This window comes from Pseudomonas sp. S3(2024) (assembly GCF_036861315.1).
Lineage (GTDB): Bacteria > Pseudomonadota > Gammaproteobacteria > Pseudomonadales > Pseudomonadaceae > Aquipseudomonas > Aquipseudomonas putida_A.
Genome location: NZ_JAZAQQ010000015.1, coordinates 1 through 17098, shown reverse-complemented (window position 1 = coordinate 17098; position 17098 = coordinate 1). Strand labels below are relative to the sequence as shown.

Below are 17098 nucleotides of genomic sequence, written 5' to 3'. Positions count from 1 at the left end.
CCGGGAGCACACTCCGCAAAAGCAAAAAATTAGCTTTTGCGGAGTGTGCCCATGACCAGCCTTGCTTCCAACCGTGGCAGCCTGATTTTTCTGGCGATCACCTTACTCAGTTTTCTCGCCGCTTCCACGGCGCCGACGCCGTTGTATCACCTGTATCAGGATCAACTGCACTTCTCGGCAGCGGTGCTGACCCTGATTTTCGGCGTGTATGCGCTGAGTCTGCTGGCGGCGCTGCTGACGGTCGGATCGCTGTCCGATCACCTGGGACGTAAACCGGTGATTTTCACTGCCGTGCTGCTCAATGCGCTAGCGATGTTGCTGTTTATCAGCGCCGACAGTGTTGCCTGGCTGATCAGCGCCCGCGTATTGCAGGGTTTTGCCACCGGCATGGCCACCGCTGTTTTGAGCGCGACGCTGCTCGACACCGACCGTCAGCAAGGGCCGTTGATCAACAGCGTCGCACCGTTGCTCGGCATGGCGCTGGGCAGCATGGGCTGCGGCTTGCTGGCCGAGTTCGCCCCGGCGCCGTTGCAACTGACTTACTGGCTGCTGCTGGCGCTGTTTGTGTTGCAGGCGGTGTATGTCTGGCGTCTGCCGGAAAGCGTCACCCCGCAATCCGGGGCTTGGGCTTCACTGCGGCCGACCCTGCATGTGCCGGTTCAGGCGCGTTCGACCTTATGGCGTGTGCTGCCGCTGAACACCGCAACCTGGGCCCTCGGCGGCTTTTTTGCCTCACTGGCACCGTCGCTGGTGCGCACTGCTACCGGTTCGACTTCGAACCTGATCGGCGGCGCTACCGTTTCGGCGTTGACCGTGACCGGGGCGCTGATGATCTTCACTTTGCGCATTCGTCCCGCCGGCAAAGCCCTGCAAATCGGCGCCAGTCTGCTGCCTATCGGCGTGCTGCTGATTTTGCTCGGCGTGCACAGCGCCAGTCTGGCGCTGTTTTTCCTCGGCACACTGGTTGCCGGTTGCGGCTTTGGCTCGGGTTTCCTCGGCGCGGTGCGCAGCCTGGTGCCGTTGGCCCTGCCGCATGAACGGGCCGGTTTGATGTCGGCGTACTACGCGCTGAGTTATCTGGCGTTCTGCCTGCCGGCCTTGTTGGCCGGGCATTTGACCCGAGCCTATGGGTTGCTGGCGACCACCGACGGCTACGGCGCCGGATTGATCGTCCTTGCCGTCGCCGCGCTGTTGCTCAGCCTGCGCCCGCAAGCAGTGAAGGCTTGCAGCACTCCATAAACGTGATGGTTTCAGCTACCTTTGTCCGGCCTTCTTTTCACGGATCGACCGATGAAGATTATCCGCAGCAAGTCGTTCACCGCCGAGCGTGCCTGGGGTGCGCTGGACATCGCCAACATGAACGGTATCACCACGCGTCTGCACTGGACTGATCAGCCGTACAAATGGCACGTCAACGATGGCGAGGAAGTGTTCGTGGTGCTCGATGGGCAGGTGCAGATGCACTATCGCGAACAGGGCGAAGAAAAACAGGTGCTGCTTGAGGTTGGCGATATCTTCTACGCCTCGGTCGGCACCGAGCACGTGGCGCATCCACGGGGCGCGGCGCGGATTCTGGTGATCGAGAGCGAAGGCAGTGTTTGACTGCTTATCTGTAAAGTAGATAACAGATAGAGAAATTACCCGTTATATAGATATTCGATTCGGTTCTACCATGGGCTCAACCTCACCAGAGGACAGGAGTTCATGATGACTTGCCCCAACATTGCCAAACCCGGCATCAAGCCGTTCAGCCAGCTTCAGCATCCGCGTGAAGTGATCCGTCAATTCACCCCGAACTGGTTCGCCGCGACCATGGGTACCGGCGTGCTGGCCCTGGCGCTGGCGCAACTGCCGGTGGCGATTCCCGGGTTGCACGCGGTGGCCGAAGGGTTGTGGCTGTTCAACATTCTGTTGTTCACCCTGTTTACCTTCGCTTATGCCGCGCGCTGGATTTTATTCTTCGATGAAGCGCGGCGGATCTTCGGCCACTCCACCGTATCGATGTTCTTCGGCACCATTCCCATGGGCCTGGCGACCATCATCAACGGCTTTCTGCTGTTCGGTCTGCCACGCTGGGGTGAGGGGGTGATTCATCTTGCCGAAGTACTGTGGTGGCTCGACGTGGCGATGTCGCTGGCCTGCGGCGTGTTGATCCCCTACATGATGTTTACCCGCCAGGAACACAGCATCGACCAGATGACCGCGGTCTGGCTGTTGCCGGTAGTCGCCGCAGAAGTGGCAGCGGCCAGCGGTGGCTTGCTCGCGCCGCATCTGGCTGATGCCCATGCGCAACTGGTGGTGCTGACCACCAGCTACGTGCTCTGGGCATTTTCCCTGCCGGTGGCGTTCAGCATTCTTACCATCCTGCTGCTGCGCATGGCCCTGCATAAACTGCCCCACGAAAACATGGCCGCTTCGAGCTGGCTGGCCCTCGGCCCGATCGGTACCGGTGCGTTGGGCATGTTGCTGCTGGGCGCTGATGCACCGGCGATCTTCGCCGCCAACGGCCTGCCGGGCATCGGTGAAATCGCTGCTGGCGTGGGGCTGGTCGCCGGTATCACCCTGTGGGGCTTCGGCTTGTGGTGGATGTTGATGGCGCTGCTGATCACCGCGCGTTACCTGCGTGACGGCATCCCGTTCAACCTCGGCTGGTGGGGTTTTACCTTCCCGCTGGGCGTGTATTCGCTGGCGACCCTCAAGCTCGCCAGCACGCTGAACCTCGGTTTTTTCAGCGTGGTCGGCTGCATGCTGGTGAGCCTGCTGGCGGTGATGTGGCTGATCGTCGGTAAACGCACCGTGCAAGGCGCGTGGCGCGGTGAGCTGTTTGTCTCACCTTGTATTGCAGGGTTGAAGAAATAACCTGAAAAGTTTAGGTAAGGTGTGGCCTGGATCGCCGATCGAGATTCCAATAAGCAGATCCAGGCCATTCTCTACCGACCTCAGGGAAACACGGAAGATGAGTCACCCCTCACAGTTCAACCTGCTTCGCACTCGGCGCTTTCTGCCGTTTTTCATCACGCAGTCGCTGGGCGCGTTCAACGACAACGTGTTCAAGCAATCGCTGATCCTCGCCATTCTGTATCGGCTGACCATCGAAGGTGACCGTTCGATCTGGGTCAACCTGTGCGCGCTGCTGTTTATCCTGCCGTTCTTTCTGTTTTCGGCGTTGGCCGGGCAGTTCGGGGAAAAATTCGCCAAGGACGCATTGATCCGTCTGATCAAACTCGCGGAAATCGCGATCATGGCCGTAGGATCGATCGGTTTCCTGTTCGATCACCTGCAGCTGATGCTGGTGGCGCTGTTTGCCATGGGCACGCATTCGGCGCTGTTCGGGCCGGTCAAGTATTCGATCCTGCCGCAGGCGTTGCGCGAGGATGAATTGGTCGGCGGCAACGGTCTGGTGGAGATGGGTACGTTTCTGGCGATCCTTGCCGGAACCATCGGCGCCGGGATCATCATGTCCTCGACCCATTACGCGCCACTGGTGTCGACCGCGATTGTCGGAATTGCGGTGCTCGGTTATCTCGCCAGTCGCAGCATTCCGCGCGCGGCGGCGGCCTCGCCGGAAATGCGTCTGAACTGGAACATCTTCAGCCAGTCCTGGGCCACGCTGAAACTCGGTCTGGGCCAGACGCCTGCGGTGTCGCGTTCGATTGTCGGCAACTCGTGGTTCTGGTTTGTCGGGGCGATTTACTTGACGCAGATCCCGGCCTACGCCAAGGAATGGATGCACGGCGACGAAACCGTAGTCACGCTGATCCTCACGGTGTTCTCGGTAGGGATTGCGCTGGGTTCGATGCTTTGCGAGAAACTCTCCGGGCGCAAGGTCGAGATCGGACTGGTGCCGTTCGGTTCGTTCGGTCTGACCGTGTTCGGCCTGTTGCTGTGGTGGCATTCCGGCGGAATCCCCGAGAGCGTCACCGGCCACAGCTGGACTGAAGTGCTGGGCTTTGCGCATACCTGGGCGGTGCTGGTCGACATTCTCGGCCTCGGCATTTTTGGCGGTTTCTATATCGTGCCGCTGTACGCGTTGATCCAGTCGCGCACCGCCGAGAAAGAGCGGGCGCGGGTGATTGCCGCCAACAACATTCTCAACGCACTGTTTATGGTGGTCTCGGCGATTGTTTCGATCGTGTTGCTGAGTGTGGTCAAACTGTCGATTCCGCAGCTGTTCCTGGTGGTGTCGCTGTTGAACATCGGCGTCAACGCCTACATCTTCAAGATCGTCCCCGAGTTCAGCATGCGTTTCATGATCTGGCTGCTCAGCCATTCCATGTACCGCGTCGAGCACCGCAACCTTGAGGCGATCCCGGACGAGGGCGCGGCGCTGTTGGTGTGCAACCACGTGTCGTTCGTCGATGCGCTGTTGATTGGCGGCGCGGTGCGTCGGCCGATTCGCTTTGTCATGTATTACAAAATCTACAACCTGCCGGTGCTGAACTTTATCTTCCGCACGGCGGGGACGATTCCGATTGCCGGACGCAACGAAGACATCCAGATCTACGAAAAAGCCTTCACCCGGATTGCCCAGTATCTGAAGGACGGTGAGCTGGTGTGCATCTTCCCCGAAGGCAAGTTGACCACCGATGGCGAGATCAACGAGTTCAAGGGCGGACTGACGCGGATTCTCGAAGAAACGCCGGTGCCGGTGATTCCGCTGGCGTTGCAAGGGTTGTGGGGGAGTTTCTTCAGCCGCGATCCGAACAAGGGGCTGTTCAAGCGGTTGTGGTCGCGGGTGACGTTGGTGGCGGGCTCGGCGGTCGAGGTTGAGGCGGCGCAGCCGGCGAAATTACAGGGGTTGGTGGGAGCGTTACGCGGGACTGTCAGGTAGTTGTTACCTGATATGACCCCATCGCGAGGAGGCTCACTCCTACATTTGAAGCGCGTACCCCTTGTAGGAGTGAGCCTGCTCGCGATAGAGGCCAGTGGCCTAAGCGCTGACCTTCAGACCAATCAACCCGGTAATGATTAACGCCACACTGGCCAGCCGAATCAACGCCATCGACTCGCCAAACAGAATGATCCCGGCAATCACCGTGCCCACGGCACCGACCCCGGTCCAGATTGCATAAGCCGTACCCAGCGGCAATTCCTTCATTGCCAGACCCAGCAGGCCAAGGCTGATGGCCATGGCCGCAACGGTCAGGACGGTGGGGAGCGGGCGGGTGAAGCCGTCGGTGTATTTCAGGCCGACGGCCCAGCCGACTTCGAACAGGCCGGCGAAAAACAGAATGATCCAGGACATAAGAGACCTCCATCGATTGACGGGGCCGTCCCCAGATTGATAACTCGATCGAGCCGCAGGGTCGTCCCCGCGTAGCGCAACAGTCTGCCGAGCATTAATCCGGGGATCAAGTTTGCCGTTCAGTCGGCCGGCTGCTGCGCCAGCGCCTCACGGTCTTCTTTCTCGCTCATGCGCCGGAAGTACGTCGAGAGCAACGCCCCGGAAATGTTGTGCCAGACGCTGAACAACGCGCTCGGCACCGCCGCCAGCGGCGAAAAGTGCGCGCTGGCCAAGGCCGCGCCCAACCCCGAATTCTGCATGCCGACTTCCAGCGCCAGCGACTTGCGCTGCGCCAGTGGCAACTTGAACAGACGTCCGGTGAAGTAACCCAGCAAGTAGCCGAAGCTGTTGTGCAGCATCACCACGGCCATGATCAGCAGCCCGGATTCGGCAATCTTCGCCTGACTGGCAGCTACTACGGCGGTGACGATGATCACGATGCTGACCACCGACACCAGTGGCAACACGTCCACCGCGTGGCGCACCTTGTCGCCGAGCACGCGTTGCGCGACCACGCCGAGCACGATCGGCAGCAGCACCACTTGCAGGATCGACCAGAACAACTCCATGAACGACACCGGCAACCATGCCGAAGCCAGCAGCCAGATCAATGCCGGGGTCAGCAGCGGAGCGAGCAGGGTGGTGACAGCGGCAATCGCCACCGACAGTGCCAGATCGCCGCGGGCCAGCCAGGTCATGACGTTGGAGGAGGTGCCGCTTGGGCAGCAGCCGACCAGAATCACCCCGACGGCGATTTCCGGCGGCAGGTGGAAGATCTGGCAGAGCAACCACGCCACACCGGGCATGATCACGAAATGTGCGACCACGCCCAAAGCCACACGCCACGGATGGCGGGCGACGGCAGCGAAGTCATCGAGTTTGAGGGTCAGGCCCATGCCGAACATCACCAGCCCCAGCAGCGGCACGATTGCGCCTTTGAGGCCGAGGAACCACGCCGGTTGCAGGAACGCGATCACCGCGAAAATCAGAACCCAGTAAGCGAAGGTATTGCCGACAAAGCGGCTCAGTGCAGCCAGTGCGCGCATGGCCCGATCCTTATTATTAGTTACACCACAAAACCAATTGTGGGAGCGGGCTTGCTCGCGAAAGCGGCGGGTCAGTCAGGTTAATGTTGAATGACACACCGCTTTCGCGAGCAAGCCCGCTCCCACATTGGGATTTCACAAGGGTTTTAGATCCCCTGCGGAGTCTCTTCACCGCCCAACGCTTCCACCAGTGCCGGCAGGAAGTCGCCGAAGGTCAGCATCATCAGGGTGAAGCTGGCGTCCAGTTGGCCCAGGGCCTCGTCGCCACCGTCCTGTTCCGCCTGATCCTGCAGCAGGTCTTCGAACTTCAGGCGTTTGACGGTCATCTTGTCGTCAAGCATGAACGACAGCTTGTCCTGCCAGGCCAGCGACAATTGGGTGACTACTTTGCCGGTGCTCAGGTGCAGCTGGATTTCTTCGCTGGTCAGGTCCTGACGCTTGCAACGCACGATGCCGCCGTCTTCGTGGGTATCGCGCAGCTCGCATTCGTCCAGAACGAAGAAGTCCGGGGCGGCTTGCTGGGTGGTGACCCACTCGGTCATCACGGCGGTCGGTGCGGTTTTCACGGTCAGCGGACGCACGGGCAGGGTGCCGAGCACTTCACGCATTGTGGAAAGCAGGTCTTCGGCACGTTTCGGGCTGGCCGAGTTGACCAGGATCAGGCCCTGTTTCGGCGCGATCGCGGCGAAGGTCGACGAACGACGGATAAAGGCGCGCGGCAGGAACGCCTGGATGATTTCATCCTTGATCTGATCGCGTTCCTTCTTATAGACCTTGCGCATCTGCTCGGCTTCGATCTCTTCGACCTTCTCCTTGACCGCATCGCGCACGACGCTGCCCGGCAGAATGCGTTCTTCTTTACGCGCAGCGATCAGCAGGAAGTCACCGCTGACGTGCACCAGTGGCGCATCTTCGCCTTTGCCGAACGGCGCGACGAAACCGTAGGTGGTCAACTCCTGGCTTGCACATGGACGCGCCAGTTTGGTGGCCAGTGCAGTTTCCAGCGCCTCGGCATCGACAGGCAGGTCTTGGGTCAGGCGATAGATAAGCAGGTTTTTGAACCACATGGGGTGAGTCTCTCCTTTATACAAAGGGGGGCATTATTGTCTTCGCCGGGTCATAGGCCAACCCTTCTCTAAGCCTTTGGAAGGCCTGAGAAAATTAATTAAAAAAGTGCTTGCCAGAGGTTGGGTCGCTCCGTAGAATGCGCGCCACACCGAAGCGAAGGGTGATTAGCTCAGCTGGGAGAGCGTCTGCCTTACAAGCAGAATGTCGGCGGTTCGATCCCGTCATCACCCACCATTCGTTTCAAGTGTTTAGCGCAGCGGTAGTTCAGTCGGTTAGAATACCGGCCTGTCACGCCGGGGGTCGCGGGTTCGAGTCCCGTCCGCTGCGCCATATTCGGTAACCTGGACCACTGAACGCCAGGTCACCACGGAAAAACCCGCTGAAGCGGGTTTTTTTCTGTCTCAAGTTTGTACCTTGTTCCACCGGGGTTGCATCGTTTCACCGGTTTTCGGATTTATTTGAAAAAAAACTTCAATTAAATCAACACTTTACGAAAACTTGTGGCATAATGCGCCCCGTAACGAAGCGAAGGGTGATTAGCTCAGCTGGGAGAGCGTCTGCCTTACAAGCAGAATGTCGGCGGTTCGATCCCGTCATCACCCACCATTCGTTTCAAGCGTTTCGCGCAGCGGTAGTTCAGTCGGTTAGAATACCGGCCTGTCACGCCGGGGGTCGCGGGTTCGAGTCCCGTCCGCTGCGCCATATTCGGTCACCTGGACCCACTGAACGCCAGGTCACCACAGAAAGCCCGCCTAGTGCGGGCTTTTTGCTGTCTGCGATTTGAGCATTTCTGCACTGCCTTTGTAGTGAGGGGATAAATCCCCTCACCACAAATCATCTCCTCGTCTTCTCACTGTTCAGCATTGCGGCTATGCCGATAATCGCTCACCGCCTCATACACCGCTTTGCGCAAACGGTTGATCCCGCCAATCGGTCGGTGCGCTTCGATACCAAACCACGGGTTGAACGACAGGTTGTCACACGCCAGATTCAACGCCGGTGTGTCGAAGTCCTGCGCAGGCAGAGTGATTCGCGCCACACTTTCGAACGGTGAATCCTGTTCGCGCCATTCGATGCTGGTGTCCTCGATCGGCATGTACTTGTTCGCGTCCTGGCGCTGAATCTGCAGTACAAAACACGCTGGCACCCGATCCGTCGACAGTTGCTGGTTCAAGGCGCTGCGCAGGAAATTCGGCAGGTCGTGGTTTTGCGGGGGCAGGGCATACGCCGGGCAATTGTCCGGATCCGGCGCGACCCGGAACTTCGCATTTGCCTCCCCGAATTTGTAGGGCGATACCGAAAAGTACGTGGTCGCCGTCGGGCTGTTCGGTGGCGGCGCCAGGGTCGCCATGGCGATGAACAGGTGGCGGATCTGCCAGTTGCGCGGATTCCAGCCAGGAAAGAACGCCATGATCTTTTTGCCGTCAGCCTGAGCCGCCACATTCTGACGATACTCGGCGACATCGCTGACAAAGAAGTTCGGGTGGCTGAACATCACGAAGTCTTGCTCGTGGCGCTGCTGACGGTCGCCGAGCAATGGTTTGCCGGGCACATCGAGCAGCTTGATTGCCATGCCCCGGGCATCGCGGATGCTGTCGAACTGCGGGTAGGCGTTGCCATTGGAAAGGCGAATCATCGCCTGCCAGGTTTTGCCCGGCTCACTGAATACGCCTTGGCGCAACGCAGGTGTCAGTTCCGGCAGCACCGTCACTTCGGCTTTCACGCAACCATGGGCCTTGGCATGCGCGTCGCGCAGATAACGCGTGCTTTCGCGATGTTGATCGACGATGCGTACGGCGGTCTGGATCACGTCCTGGGTCATCGCTGCTTCACCGGCGGGAACCTGTTCCTGCGCTGACACCGGACCTCTGTGTTGCCAGGCGAACCACGCGCTGGCGATGGCCCAGCCCAGCAGGCCGATAATCAGCAATGTCAGTAGGGCTTTGCCCAGCAGGCGCCCCAGCCATAACCAGACGCGGGCGAACATCGACGGTCTTTTGTACGGGTTGATCATCATGGCAATTGCGCCTCCAACGGTCCGCCCAGTACTTTCAGGTACTCCAGCAAGGCCCAGCGTTCTTCTGGTTGCAGCAGTCGGCCGATGACCCCATTACCACGCTCGCCGGCGCGGAATTCATGACCGCTGTTGTGGTTGCCGCTAATCCGCGTGTCGAACAGAAAGCCATTAGTAAAGGCTTCGGTGCGATAGCCCAGATGACGCGGGTCGTATTCGAACGAACCTTTATAAAACGTCGTGGCACGCTCATCCTGCGGTGACAGCAGTTGATAAAGGCTCGGTACTGAACCGTTGTGCAGAAACGGCGCGGTGGCCCAAACCCCGGCCAATGGTCTGGCCTTGTAAGCGACTTTTTCGCGCACGCCGATCGGCAGACCGAAGCCATCAAGTTTTGGCTTTTCCTGAGGGGTGACACCAGCCTCGCGATAAGCGCGGTTTTCGACGAATGCGGTGACGTAAGCCAGGCCCTTGGCCACCGATAGCTGGCTCAGATCCAATGGCTCTTTGGGCGTTGGATGCAGCTTCACATCCATCTGCTCAAGCTCCTTCAGATCCCATTGCAGCGGCGTCAGGTCGAAACGGTGGTTGGCAATGTTGGTCGCGGCATTCGGGTCGGTGCCTATCACCTCCACCGGCAGCAGGTGCAAATGCTGCACCCAGCGTTCGCCCTCCTGAGTCTCGCGTGGCACGTGGCAACCGGCGCAGTTCTCGGCAAACAGCGCGCGGCCCTTGGCAGCCAGTGGTTTGTCCACCGCACCCAAGACATCTTCCGGCCAGGCGGGTGGTTGCAGGTGTTGCAGGGTTTCTTCGATTTTGTGCAGATCACGCACGCGGACACTGGAGGCGTAACGGGTATCGCCCTGCAGCGGCTGGCCATTGCTGTCGAAGAAATTCAACGTGGCGCCGACCCCCAGTGCCTCACCGATATTGCGCGCCATCGGTTGTTGCGCCGAGCCGTTCCACTGCACCCAGTCGAACGTCCACATGTCCCACAGTTGCGGGTAGTCCACCGGTGCGTTGGCCACGCAGTAGTTAGCGGGGGAGATCGCGTCGCCGAAGGTGGCGTTGGCGATGCGGCCGAATGCGTCGGTGCGGCCCGGGCCTTCTTCGGTCGGGTAGAGGCCGCGATGCGTGTCGTTCCAGGCGACTTTGAGGAAGGTGTTCAGCGATTGCTTGAAGTCTTTGCGCAGTTGCTCCTGGCGTGTCTCGTAGTCATCGCCCAGAACATTTTTGGCGAAACGCTCGAATTTCCATGGGTTGTAGTAAGTCGAGGCCAGACTCGCGACCAAGGCTTGTCCGAAACTGCCACCGCGCAATGTAGGAACGCTGGAAGGCAAGACATGCTGCGCCGAACCACCGTCAATTCGCACGGCCTGGCCTTTGAAGCGCAATTCGCCAGTGTGGCAAGCAGCGCAGGTGATATCGAGATATTGCTCGCTGCCACCGGGATTCGCGTGGCGGGCGAAACCGACCGGCAGATTGCCGGGGTTGTTCGACGTGGCTTTCTGCTGTGGATCAACCAGAAATCCGAAGCGTGCGAGGTATTCCGGGGACGCGAAACGCTGCTGCGAGAAGGGCAGTTCCAGCGCCTCGAACCACTCATAGCGCAGGCCTTTGACCTGTGTGCCCTGCGGCGTGAAGTAGTAAGTCTGGCGTTCCTCCTCGCTCCACTGCTGCAGGTAATGCACCTGTTGGGCCGGGGTATAGAAGGGCAGTTTCGGGTTGGCGACGTAGTACAGAATCACTGCCAGAGCCAGGCCCAGCAGCACTATGATCAATGCCAGCACACGGTATAAGAGGCGCAAGATAAACATCCTTGTCGAGTTGTTGCCTTGTTATGCCTCAGCTGTTGCAGGTGCGGCAAGTGGCCATTACGCCAACTGTCGTATGAAGTCTCATCAGCCCTTGTCAGCTCCAGATGACAGAAGCTTCATCGTCCCTTGGCCCGAATGCGTTTTAATCCCTGAACTTATCGGACATTTCCTGCTCTCATGCCGGTAGCCATTGGTCGTGGCGGCCTGATAAGCTCGCGGCTTTACTCGATTGCCCTTTCGGCGCATGAACAAGGAAATAGCATGAAACAGCATCGGTTGGCGGCGGCGGTAGCCCTGGTTAGCCTGGTCCTCGCGGGTTGTGATTCGCAGACCAGCGTAGAGCTGAAAACCCCGGCGCAAAAAGCTTCCTACGGTATCGGCCTGAACATGGGCAAGAGCCTTGCTCAGGAAGGCATGGATGATCTGGACTCCAAAGCGGTAGCCCAGGGCATCGAAGATGCCGTCGGCAAGAAAGAACAGAAGCTGAAAGACGAAGAACTGGTCGAAGCCTTCGCCGCGCTGCAAAAGCGTGCTGAAGAGCGCATGGCCAAGATGAGCGAAGAGTCGGCAGCCGCCGGCAAGAAATTCCTCGAAGAAAACGGCAAGAAGCCTGGTGTCACCACCACCGCTTCCGGTCTGCAGTACGAAGTGGTCAAGAAAGCCGACGGCCCACAGCCTAAGCCTACCGACGTCGTGACTGTTCACTACACCGGCAAGCTGACCAACGGCACCGTGTTCGACAGCTCTGTTGAACGTGGCAGCCCGATTGATCTGCCGGTCAGCGGCGTGATCCCGGGTTGGGTTGAAGGTCTGCAACTGATGCACGTTGGCGAGAAGTACAAACTGTACATTCCTAGCGATCTGGCTTACGGCGCGCAATCGCCAAGCCCGGCAATCCCGGCCAACTCGGTTCTGGTCTTCGACCTGGAACTGCTGGCCATCAAGGATCCTGCCAAAGAAGACGCCGCCGCCAAGTAATCGGCTGTAGCTTCGAAGACAACGCCTCGCATATGCGGGGCGTTGTTGCATCTGGACGATGCTGGCGGTAAACAGAGCGAACGGATGGCGCTTACAGCAGTCCTAGAGATTGAGGCTGCCAGCGCTAGACGCCCTGAGCCGCCAAGTCAATGAAATATTGGGGTTTTTTATGTGAGTAAAAAACGCCCGATCTGAGCGCGGCCCTTATAAAACGGGGCTTTCAGCGCTGAAATGCAGCTCTGTTCACAAGGTTATCCACAATTTGTGTGGATAACATTTCAACGGGAGAAATAGATGAAAGCGCCGTGGAATTTCGCCCGATTTCTGCCCCTCGCCGGTCGATTGCTGGCGCGTGGGCGTCTGCCGACCCTGTTGTTCGCGGTGGCGAGCAAAGGAGCGGCGCAAGGCAATCGCCTTGGCAAACTCAAGGAAGATCTGCGTTTGCTCCAGGCGCTGTGTCTGGCTTACTGGCGTGGCGAATACCGGGCAATCAGCCCGAAAGCCATCGTCTCGGTGGTGGCGGGCCTGATGTACTTCCTCAGCCCGGTGGATGCGATTCCGGATTTCATTCCGGTGTTCGGTATGCTCGATGACATCGCCGTTCTGGCCTGGCTGATGAAAACCCTCGACGATGAGCTCAATGCTTTTCGGCTCTGGCGCAACCGCCAGCAGCCGGAAAAACTTGCGGTGGTCGAGCGCCTGCCTGATACCCCCGAGCAACTTCAGCTTCAGGGCCCGAAAAAGCCCTGATTCACTTCGCCTGCAGACAGATAGATACCCCCCGCGACCTTGGCCGCTGTTAGGATTACACTTCTAGGGAAAAGTGCCGACTCGCTAAGTGTTGTTGTCCTACGGGGTAGTCATGGATATTCAGATAATTGCACGCGATGGCGAACCCGAATATGCGGTTCTGCCATGGGTTCAGTATCAGGCTCTACTGAAAGCAGCAGGCATCAACGAAACACCGCAGCAGCAGGCGCCAGCGCCGGCCGCCGCAACGCCAGACCCGATTCTTCCAGGTCTGGATCAACTACGCAGTTTGCGCGAAGGGAAGGGCATCGCCATCGAGGCGCTGGCCCGCACGGTAGGCATCAGCCCGTCTTATCTGGCCATGATCGAAAGCGGCGAGCGTCAACCTGACGCCGCGATTCGTCGCAGCCTGGCCTGGGAACTGACGGTGCCGGGTTGGAGGGATGAATCGTGAGCGTACGCATCAGTCGTCAACATTGGGACGGATTGCTCGGGGAGCTGGATCAAGCGCGCAGGCAGCGCCATCTGTTGACCTATCGAGCCTTGCTCGAACGTTTGCAACTGCCGACGCCGGCGATGCAGACGCTGACCGCGGCACTTGAGCATCTGGCCGCGCTGGACGCCAAGGCTGAACAGCCGTTGCGCAGTTCGCTGGTGATCAGCCAGGGTGCCAGCCGTTTGCCACGTACCGGTTTTTTTGAATGTGTCGAGCGCCTGGGACGCTTCTCCGGGCCCTCCGATGGCGTCGCGGCTGCCTCCTGGCATGCGTCGGAAGTGGTCAGGGTGTTCGAATACGAGTACCCGGAATCGGCGGAGGCCTGAGTGTTCTTACGACTCAAGGCGTCGGCCAGTTACTGGTTGGCCCGCAGGCTGTTTCACTGGTCGTGGTTTGTCCGCCAGCCCAGGGGCTGGCGCTGGCTCGAAGGGCAGTTTGCGCGCATGGCCAATCTTGGCGATGTCGGCGCGCAAAGCTTTTATGGGCACATTCTGACGTTTCGCGGGGTTGGCCTGGGTGCCCGCGAAGAGGGTGTGCGGCTGTTGCGTCTGGCGGCGCTTGCCGGTGATGGCAAAGCGGCTTATCAGGTCGGCGTGATCAGCTTGGCCGGTACGCCGAGCAAAGCGCCGGATCCGGCCGAAGCGGCGCGCTGGTGGACGTTGGCCGCCAAGGCCGGTCACCCGTTGGCCGAGCTCAAACTCAAAGAGTTGAGCGCTCGGGATTAAACCCGGTAAATCATTTTGTATCGTTCGATAAACGTGGCGTGAGGGAAACCTCACGCCACGTTTGCGTTTATCGCTATACGTTTTGTAGTAATCAGCCGTTTGCAGATTAGTCCTACAGCAAACACCTACTCGCCTGACTTCTTTCCTGATTGATCCCCCGCAAAGTCCCCGCGCCTAATTTCTGCGCGAGGGAACGCTCATGTTTGACCCGGTTTTTCATTCCACCCCGCATCGTTGCGTGCGCTGATGGAAGCCGTCAGCCGTATCGAGCAGGAACTCGACAGCTTCCCCGACTCCCTCAGCCTCTATCGCCAGCAGCTTGAGTATTGGTTCAGCAAAGCGGCCGACCAGGTCAGCCACGCGGCGGACCTGCCGTCGCTGATGGGCATGGAGCGGGTTATCCGCTTTGGTGATCGCGTCACCGCGGTCAGCACGGGCGACAGTGAGTTTGCCACCGGCGTCGTGCAGTGCCCGAAAAGCGGGGTGCTGGCGATCGAGAGCAAATTCGAGTCGGTGTACGACATTCCGCTGGGCGACATCGTGGTGGATATGGTGGCGGTGGGTGATGGCCAAACTTTCCCCGTCGTACTTGATGCGCAAGGCCGGGGAACATTCACCGGTACGCCAGGCAAGTTCTATCGCGTGCAGGTGCACAGCGACGTTACCCCGGAGCAGATCGAGGCGCTGTTCCAGTCCTACGACGGCTTGACCGGCGAGCTGGATGGCTGGTTGCGCAGCGAGTGGCAGGGGCTCAAGCCGCAGTGGTCGCAGTCGGTGGCGACGGCGGCGGGCAACGGCATGCTCGCCGGGAGCTGGGCGGCGATCGAGGGGGTATGGGACAGCATCGGCATGCTGTCGGAGATTCTCAAGGATCCAGGCGCATTTGCCGAGCGGCTGGGAAGCGGCGCGGCTGATCTGATTCATCTCGCAGAATCAGCTCCGGATGTCATGCAAAAGCTGCAGTTGCTGGTCAGTGATGAGGCGGCGCTGTGTTTGCTGCTGCGCAGTGCGAGTCTCTGGCTGGAGATGCTGCCGCCCAGTCAGATCGCCGGCAAAACCGCAGAAACGGCGTCGATGATGATCGTGCAGGTGCTGATCGATGTGCTGATCGGCGTTGTGTTGACATTCGTCGGGGCTGGCGCCGGGATCGCTTATCTGACGCTACGCCTGGCGGATCGCGCCGCCCAGTTGCTCTCGGTTGTGAAACGCCTGGTCAAGGCGATGTTCGGCATCGTCAACACGTTCATCCATTACGTCGATCAATACAAAACTGTCGCCGCGCGGGGCATTGCCGCCGGAGTGAAAAAGGGGCGCATGCAACTGCGCTGGGATGCGAAGCGCAATGCCGCCCTGAAGAAAAACGAGCATCACGACGACGCTCCCGATCAAGCGAAAAACCCCAACGGCGACAGCGCCGACTGCGCGCCGCTGACCTGCACCAACGGCTGTCCGGTGTCGATGGTCACCGGCGAAGAACTGCTGACCCTGACCGACGGCACGCTCGATGGCTTGCTGCCGTTCGAATTCACCCGGCTGTACCGCACCAGCGCGGTGGAAATCGATGTCGGGCTGGGGTTTGGCTGGAGCCATTCGCTGGCGCATCGGCTGGAGTTTGATGGCGAGGCGGTGGTCTGGGTCGATCACGAGAACCGCCGCACGCGGTTTCCGTTGCCCAGTGTTGAGCGGCCGCAGATTCACAACAGCTTGTCGCGGGCAGCGATTTTTCTCGGCGATGAGCCGGAGGAACTGATCCTCGCGCTGGCCGGGGATGCGGCGCGGTTTTATCACTTTCGTGCCGGGCGGTTGGTGGCGATCAGTGATGCGTATGGCAATCGTCTGAGCGTTTCTCGCGATCATCAGCAGCGGATTGTCCGCCTGGACAATGGCGCGGGTCGGTCGTTGTTGTTGCGCTACGACCGGGCGCATCTGGTCGCGGTTGATTACCAGGTGTTGGAGGCTGATGGCTGGCGCACCGAGCAAACGCTGGTCAGTTATTGCTACGACGCGCGTCAGCGGTTGTTGGCCGCGACCAATGCGGTCGGTGACAGCGAGCGTTACGACTACGACGATCAGCACGTCATCCTGCAGCGGCAACTGACCGGCGGCGCGAGCTTTTTCTGGGAGTGGGAACGCTCGGGCAAGTCGGCGCGTTGCGTGCGCCATTGGGCGTCGTTCGCGCAGATGGACACCCGTTACGTCTGGGCCGATGACGGCAGTGTCGCGGTGCACTACGTCGATGGCAGCGAAGAAACCTACGTCCACGACGACAGCGCACGGCTGGTGCGCAAGGTCGAGGCCGATGGCGCTGAGCACCTCAAGGCTTATGACGATCAGGGCCGGCTGATCGCCGAGCAGGATCCGCTGGGCGCGGTCACCGAGTATCGCTACGACGACGTCGGACGGCTGATCGCGCTGCTTCCGCCGGACGATGAGCCAACGTCCTACGAGTACCGCAACGGTTTCCTGCACAGCCGTTCTCGCGGCGAGGCGGTGTGGACGTTTCGGCGCAACGCCGAGGGCGATGTCACCGAGGCGGTCGATCCTGACGGCCAGGTCACCCATCACTACTACGACACGCGCGGGCAGTTGCTGTCGATCCGCTACCCGGACACCAGCCGGCACAAGTTGTCGTGGAACGACCTCGGGCAACTGATCGAGGAAACCCTGCCCGACGGTGGAGTACGGCGCTTTTCCTACGATGCGCTGGGGCGACGGACGACCACTTGTGACGAGCACGGCGCGATCACCCGCCAGCAGTGGGACGCTGTTGGCCGACTAATTCAGACGACCTTTCCTACGGGCGCTACCCGTGCCTACAGCTACGGCGCCTACGGCCAGATCACTGCCGAGCGCGACGAACTCGGGCACATCACCCGCTACGAGTATGACGACGACCTGCACCTCGTCTCGCGCAAGATCA

The 17098-nt window shown here is 59.9% G+C and carries 15 protein-coding genes and 4 tRNA genes; 14 read left to right on the top strand and 5 right to left on the bottom strand.

Features of this window, described 5'->3' with window-relative positions:
- Nucleotides 1-51 precede the first annotated feature (51 nt).
- From VLA07_RS25330 to VLA07_RS25315, 4 genes are all read left to right on the top strand, one after another.
- A complete protein-coding gene (locus VLA07_RS25330; protein ID WP_333992284.1) occupies nucleotides 52-1239 on the top strand; it encodes an MFS transporter in 1188 nt (395 codons plus the stop codon).
- A 51-nt stretch (nucleotides 1240-1290) separates the two neighbouring features.
- Nucleotides 1291-1602: a cupin domain-containing protein gene (locus VLA07_RS25325; RefSeq protein ID WP_115990372.1), complete on the top strand. Its 312-nt coding sequence runs from the start codon at nucleotides 1291-1293 to the stop codon at nucleotides 1600-1602.
- A 105-nt stretch (nucleotides 1603-1707) separates the two neighbouring features.
- Nucleotides 1708-2859, top strand: a complete 1152-nt coding sequence (locus VLA07_RS25320; RefSeq protein ID WP_333992282.1) for a TDT family transporter — start codon at nucleotides 1708-1710, stop codon at nucleotides 2857-2859.
- Nucleotides 2860-2956: 97 nt separating this feature from the next.
- A complete protein-coding gene (locus VLA07_RS25315; protein ID WP_333992281.1) occupies nucleotides 2957-4831 on the top strand; it encodes an MFS transporter in 1875 nt (624 codons plus the stop codon).
- Nucleotides 4832-4930: 99 nt separating this feature from the next.
- On the opposite strand, the gene sugE is transcribed toward VLA07_RS25315, so the two are convergent.
- The 3 genes from sugE to rdgC all read right to left on the bottom strand — a co-directional run bounded on the left by sugE (nucleotide 4931) and on the right by rdgC (nucleotide 7397).
- Nucleotides 4931-5245 (bottom strand): quaternary ammonium compound efflux SMR transporter SugE, encoded by a 315-nt coding sequence (gene sugE, locus VLA07_RS25310; RefSeq protein ID WP_003223093.1) that lies wholly within the window; start codon nucleotides 5243-5245, stop codon nucleotides 4931-4933.
- Between the two features lie 119 nt (nucleotides 5246-5364).
- Entirely contained in the window at nucleotides 5365-6330 is a 966-nt protein-coding gene (locus VLA07_RS25305) for a bile acid:sodium symporter family protein (RefSeq protein ID WP_096797726.1), read from the bottom strand.
- Nucleotides 6331-6476: 146 nt separating this feature from the next.
- Nucleotides 6477-7397, bottom strand: coding sequence for a recombination-associated protein RdgC (gene rdgC, locus VLA07_RS25300; protein WP_003223096.1), 921 nt, complete (start codon nucleotides 7395-7397; stop codon nucleotides 6477-6479).
- A gap of 159 nt (nucleotides 7398-7556) precedes the next feature.
- Between rdgC and VLA07_RS25295 the strand changes: the two genes are divergently transcribed.
- The 4 genes from VLA07_RS25295 to VLA07_RS25280 all read left to right on the top strand — a co-directional run bounded on the left by VLA07_RS25295 (nucleotide 7557) and on the right by VLA07_RS25280 (nucleotide 8100).
- Nucleotides 7557-7632, top strand: a tRNA-Val gene (locus VLA07_RS25295).
- A gap of 19 nt (nucleotides 7633-7651) precedes the next feature.
- Nucleotides 7652-7728, top strand: a tRNA-Asp gene (locus VLA07_RS25290).
- A gap of 200 nt (nucleotides 7729-7928) precedes the next feature.
- Nucleotides 7929-8004: transfer RNA gene (locus VLA07_RS25285), tRNA-Val, on the top strand.
- A 19-nt stretch (nucleotides 8005-8023) separates the two neighbouring features.
- Nucleotides 8024-8100 (top strand) — tRNA-Asp (locus VLA07_RS25280).
- Nucleotides 8101-8248: 148 nt separating this feature from the next.
- On the opposite strand, the gene VLA07_RS25275 is transcribed toward VLA07_RS25280, so the two are convergent.
- Nucleotides 8249-9415 carry a catalase family protein gene (locus VLA07_RS25275; protein ID WP_442969557.1) on the bottom strand — a complete coding sequence of 389 codons (1167 nt, stop codon included), beginning with the start codon at nucleotides 9413-9415 and terminating at the stop codon, nucleotides 8249-8251.
- A complete protein-coding gene (locus tag VLA07_RS25270; protein ID WP_333992279.1) occupies nucleotides 9412-11220 on the bottom strand; it encodes a di-heme-cytochrome C peroxidase in 1809 nt (602 codons plus the stop codon). The genes VLA07_RS25275 and VLA07_RS25270 overlap by 4 nt, the downstream gene beginning before the upstream one ends.
- 270 nt (nucleotides 11221-11490) lie before the next feature.
- Between VLA07_RS25270 and VLA07_RS25265 the strand changes: the two genes are divergently transcribed.
- From VLA07_RS25265 to VLA07_RS25240, 6 genes are all read left to right on the top strand, one after another.
- A complete protein-coding gene (locus VLA07_RS25265) occupies nucleotides 11491-12207 on the top strand; it encodes an FKBP-type peptidyl-prolyl cis-trans isomerase (protein WP_007966725.1) in 717 nt (238 codons plus the stop codon).
- Nucleotides 12208-12501: 294 nt separating this feature from the next.
- Entirely contained in the window at nucleotides 12502-12957 is a 456-nt protein-coding gene (locus tag VLA07_RS25260; protein WP_027613367.1) for a YkvA family protein, read from the top strand.
- Nucleotides 12958-13069: 112 nt separating this feature from the next.
- Entirely contained in the window at nucleotides 13070-13411 is a 342-nt protein-coding gene (locus tag VLA07_RS25255; RefSeq protein WP_027613366.1) for a helix-turn-helix domain-containing protein, read from the top strand.
- Entirely contained in the window at nucleotides 13408-13779 is a 372-nt protein-coding gene (locus tag VLA07_RS25250; RefSeq protein WP_003223109.1) for a hypothetical protein, read from the top strand. Before VLA07_RS25255 ends, VLA07_RS25250 begins: the two co-directional genes overlap by 4 nt.
- A complete protein-coding gene (locus VLA07_RS25245) occupies nucleotides 13780-14178 on the top strand; it encodes a sel1 repeat family protein (RefSeq protein WP_098967903.1) in 399 nt (132 codons plus the stop codon).
- A 246-nt stretch (nucleotides 14179-14424) separates the two neighbouring features.
- Nucleotides 14425-17098 (top strand): DUF6531 domain-containing protein (locus VLA07_RS25240; protein WP_333992267.1); only part of this gene is annotated, 2674 nt, incomplete at its 3' end.